The sequence below is a fragment of the Arthrobacter sp. CAL618 genome (genome assembly GCF_000468215.1).
Classification (GTDB): Bacteria; Actinomycetota; Actinomycetes; order Actinomycetales; family Micrococcaceae; genus Arthrobacter_D.
Window position 1 is genome coordinate 1 of the sequence record NZ_ASZW01000017.1, and the last position, 4,746, is coordinate 4,746.

The following is a 4,746-nucleotide window of genomic DNA, read 5'->3' on the forward strand; positions in this document are numbered from 1 at the left end:
CGCCCGCCTCACCCAATCCGGCAAGGACGGCGCTGGTCTTTGCCGGGCGGAAACCCATGGCGTCCATGCCCTTACTGGTTCCGTCGATGCCTCCGCCGCCGAACCAGCCGAACAGTTTCTGTGAACCGTGGGCGACGAGGACGCCGCCAAGGGCTACCCGGAAGATGGTCTGCGCGGCGGTTGCTGCAACCGGCGTGTTTGTTTGATACGTCATGGAATTCCTTCGGTGGGGGGGTGTGGTGCTGCGGACAGCTCTCCTTCTATAAGGCATCCCGGAGCCAGTTTCTTCCCCGGAAGCCGAAACCGGTCAGGACCTCCGGCGGGCGCGCAGCACCGCATCGTGGATGGTCAGGGCCTCGCCGTCGTGAGTCTGCACCCGTTCCCGCGACTCGGTCACCATGTCCCACTGCCCCGGATCCAGGAGCAAACCAATCTCCTCGGCGGTGTAGAAGAGGTCGGAGCGGGGAGGCCGGTGCGCGCCGGATTCCATGTCGGTCGGGTGGTGGCCCACGATCAGCAGGGTGCCGCCGGGCGCGACGGCGGCCGCCAGCCGGGTAAATAACGGTTCACGCTCTTCCTTGGGCAGGTGCATGAACTGGGCTGAGATGAGGTCGAAGGAGGACACCGGGGGAGCCCACTCCAGCAGGTTCTGGCGGGTCCAGGTGATCCGGGCGGCCGACGCTTGATCGGTTGATGCATTCTCGGCACCGCGGGTGAGGGCCACCTGGGAGATGTCGACGGCAGTCACCGTCCACCCCTGGCGGGCGAGCCAGATGGCGTCTCCGCCTTCTCCGCAGCCGACGTCGAGCGCAGTTCCCGGCGTCAGGTCGGCCACCTCGGTGACGAGTTGTGCGTTGGGCTGTCCGCTCCAGACGGAGGGCCGATCGTTGTAGAACGCGTCCCAGTAGGTCTGGTCGTATTCGGTGAACGCCTGCCCGGGGGTGTCGTGCGGCTGGTGGTCGTGGGAGGTCATGAGGCGGTCACCTTTGAGGTTGAGTCGGTTTGGTCGAGGCCGCGGTGCGCTGCGAGGTCGCGCTTCAGTTCCTCTTCCATAGGACCATGTTAATCATCGCGCCGGTCCACGAGCCATCGGCCGCCGACCCGAGCACCCGCGGCAGATATACGACGGCGACTAGCCGGACGACCGCTCGTCGCACCACACCCGCAGATGGGCCCAATCTGTCAGCCACCCATTGACTGTTTCTGTGGTCAGACCTAAGGTCTTATTCGTTGGTAGAAATCTTATTCCACAATGTGGAAGTGCTTCGTCGTGTGAAACGCGCGGTCGGTGGCGTTCATAGTCGTGGAGTCATTCGGTAGCCTCAGTCAAAGGGGACTGGTTTATGGACAATCTTGCGGTGCTTAGTTTGTTGGCGTTGGCGCCGATCCTGGTAGTGGGGGTATTGCTGGCGGGTTTCCGCTGGCCAGCGAAATACGCCATGCCGGTCGGCTACGTTTTAGCAGTGCTGGTGGCACTGCTGGTTTGGGAGATGGATTTCACGGGCGTTCTCGCGGCGTCGCTCGAAGGGTTGATCGTCGCCGCGACCCTGCTCTATATCGTCTTCGGTGCGCTCCTGTTGCTCTCGACGCTCACCATCGGTGGCGCCATGGCGACCATCAGGGCGGGCTTCAATAACATCTCGGCCGACCGCCGGGTGCAGGCCATCATCATCGGCTGGCTGTTCGGCAGCTTCATCGAGGGTGCGTCGGGCTTCGGCACGCCGGCCGCCGTCGTCGCCCCGTTGTTGCTGGCCATGGGCTTCCCGGCGATGGCAGCCGTCATGGTGGGTCTGATCATCCAGAGCACGCCGGTGAGCTTCGGCGCCGTCGGTACGCCCATCCTGGTGGGTGTGACCAACGGGCTGGGCGGAGACCCGGCAGTGGGCGAGCGTATCGCCGTCCTCGGGCTGACCATGCCGGAGTACGTCTCGAACATCGGTTTCCAGGTGGCGGCCATCCACGCGATTGTCGGCATCCTGATCCCGCTGATCCTGGTCTGCATGCTCACCGGTTTCTTTGGCCCGGAGCGGCGTTTCCGCGACGGCCTGGCCGTCTGGCCGTTCGCCATTTACGCGTCGCTCGCGATGACCATCCCATATGTGACCGTTGCGCGTTTCCTCGGACCGGAGTTCCCGTCCCTGTTCGGCGGACTGATCGGACTGATGCTGGTCATGTTCACCTCCAGCAAGGGCTTCCTGATGCCGAAGGACACCTTCGACTTTGGACCGCGCTCCTCCTGGTCCGACCGCTGGATGGGCACTATCGAACCGTCCGAGGCAACCGACGTCCGGACCCACATGAGCATCATCAGCGCCTGGTCGCCCTACGTGCTGATGGCGGTCCTGCTGGTAGGCACCCGGGTGATCGCTCCGCTGAAGGAGTTCCTGACCGGAATTCAGATTCCCTTTGAGAACATCCTCGGCACGAGCATCACCACCAATGTGCAGCCGTTCTATTCGCCGGCGTTCCTGATGATCCTCGCCGCCATCTTCGGTTACCTGATTCACCGGATGAGCGGGAAGCAGATTGCCCAGACGCTGAAGGTGTCAGGAAAGCAGTTGGCTGGCACCGCCGTCGCCCTGCTGTTCGCCGTCCCGCTGGTGCGGGTGCTGATCCAGTCGGGTCCGGACCTCAACGACTCGGGCCTCTCAAGCATGCCGGTCACCCTGGCCGAGGGCGCCGCAGCCATGTCCGGTGTCTCCTGGCCGGTCATCGCGCCGTTCATCGGCGCGCTGGGGGCGTTTGTTGCCGGGTCGAACACTGTGTCGAACCTGACCTTCGCCCAGTTCCAGTTCTCCACCGGTGTGGCCATCGGTGTTCCGCCTGAGCAGGTTGTCGCCGCACAGGCGGTGGGTGGTGCCGGTGGTAACCCGATTGCGATCCACAACATCGTTGCGGCCTCCGCGACCGTTGGCCTGCTGGGCCGGGAGGGTGACCTGCTGCGCAAGACCATCCTCGTGACCCTGTACTACTGTGTGGCGGCGGGAGCTGTGGCGTCGCTGTTCATCTTCGGTCTGGGCCTGAACCTCGGCACCTTTGTGCTGGCGGCCCTGCTGATCGGGCTGGTCTTCCTGGCCCGATGGATGATGCGCTTCCAGGGCAAGGATGCGCTGTCGCTGGTCGGCGGTGGATCCGTGCATGGTGATGGTGCTGTCAATAGTGCTGGTGCGGCGACCGGTAGCGGTTCGACCGGGCGCGGTTCGACCGGGCGCGGTTCGACTACCCGCGGTTCGATTGGGCGCGATTCGACATCGGGGGATGACGACGTCGACAACCGGGATCGGCTATAAGCTACACCGGCGGGTCTGGGTCACTCCGCAGAGCCTAGGCACGACCAACGAAGGGGCGGCATCCACAGAACCCGGATGCCGTCCCTTCGCTCGTTACAAAGGGGTGCACGAACCGCACGGCGTCCACGGAAAAGTGGCCAACCCGCAGGATTGCTGTTGGGCGACCACTCTTGAGCGGCTACGGCGCTTCTCTGCGCGCCACCCTGTTCGTCTTCGACACCCGGGCTGGCCCGCACCAGAAAAAAGCGCACAAAAAGAGGGCGGCCCGGGTAACCGGACCGCCCCTCGCGAGAGACCTAGATGGCCTTGCCGGGGTTGAGGAGTCCGTGTGGGTCGATGGCGTCCTTGATGGACCGCATGACGTCGAGGGATACCTCGCCCAGTTCGGGCAGCAGCCAGTCACGCTTGAGCAGCCCGATGCCGTGCTCGCCGGTGAGGGTGCCGCCGAGGCTCTTCGCCAGGTAAAACATCTCGCCGAGGGCGACCTTCGCCGGTCCCTCGGTGACTGAGTCCTCGGGATTGAGGACCAGCATGGGGTGCAGGTTGCCGTCCGACGCGTGGACCACCGAGTAGATCCGCACCCCGGTGCGCTCTGAGATGTCCTTCAGGCCGACCGCCACCTCGGCCAGCCGGCCCCGCGGGACGCCGATGTCACCGATGGACACCCGGCCCAGTTTCTCCAGGCAGGGAATGGCCTCCCGGCGGGCGGTAATGAGTTCCGCGGCGTGTTCGTCGTCCTTCGCTTTCTCGATCGAGGTGGCGAACGGCCTGATGGCCTCGATCAGCACATCCTGTTCCAGATGGGCGCCGTACCCGTCGGTCTGTGCCAGCAGGAACGCTCCGCCCTGCGACCGGTAGGTGGTGCCCATGGCCATGTCGATCGCCTCGAGCGTCTGACCGTCGATCAGCTCCAGCATGGACGGCTGGATCCGGGACGCGATGACGGCGGATGCCGCCTGCGCCGCGGTGGCGAAGTCCGGGAAAAAGGCGGCGACGGTCGCCGTCGCGACCGGAAGTGGGCGGAGCCGCAGCGTCGCCTCGGTGACGACGCCGAGCGTCCCCTCGGAGCCGACGATCAAGGCGTTAAGGTCATACCCCGAGACGCCCTTCATGGTTTCGCGGCCGGTCCGGAGCTGACGGCCATCGGCGAGGACCACGTTCAGTGACAGCACCGCGTCCCGGGTGACACCGTATTTTGCGCACCGCATGCCACCGGCGTTGGTGGCGACGTTGCCGCCGATCGAGCAGATGGATGTGCTGGCCGGATCCGGCGCGTAGAACAGCCCGTATTCTCCGACGGCGGCGTTCAGGTCAGCGTTCAGGACTCCGGGTTCGACGACGGCGAGCTGCTCTACCGGGTCGATGCGCAGGATTTTGTTCATCCGGGATACGTCGAGGACCACTTCGCCGGACCGTGCGGAGGCACCGGCGGCGAGCCCGGTGCCAGCACCACGGG

Annotated in this window: 4 protein-coding genes; 1 reads left to right on the plus strand and 3 read right to left on the minus strand. The window is 65.1% G+C overall.

All coding sequences use genetic code 11. The features are described from left to right. Together K728_RS0100565 and K728_RS0100570 are read right to left on the minus strand one after the other, a co-directional pair. The coding region (locus K728_RS0100565; RefSeq protein WP_024475507.1) for a DoxX family protein at positions 1 to 214 on the minus strand (214 nt) is incomplete at its 3' end. 93 nt (positions 215 to 307) lie between these two features. After that, a complete protein-coding gene (locus tag K728_RS0100570) occupies positions 308 to 973 on the minus strand; it encodes a class I SAM-dependent methyltransferase (protein WP_024475508.1) in 666 nt (221 codons plus the stop codon). Positions 974 to 1,343: 370 nt separating this feature from the next. On the opposite strand from K728_RS0100570, the gene K728_RS0100580 reads away from it, so the two are divergent. Then, positions 1,344 to 3,290: an L-lactate permease gene (locus K728_RS0100580; protein ID WP_024475509.1), complete on the plus strand. Its 1,947-nt coding sequence runs from the start codon at positions 1,344 to 1,346 to the stop codon at positions 3,288 to 3,290. Between the two features lie 296 nt (positions 3,291 to 3,586). Here K728_RS0100580 and K728_RS18040 read toward each other — a convergent pair whose 3' ends face one another. Continuing rightward, complete coding sequence (locus tag K728_RS18040; protein WP_237742058.1) at positions 3,587 to 4,693, minus strand: FAD-binding oxidoreductase; 1,107 nt, start codon at positions 4,691 to 4,693, stop codon at positions 3,587 to 3,589. Positions 4,694 to 4,746: the final 53 nt, after the last annotated feature.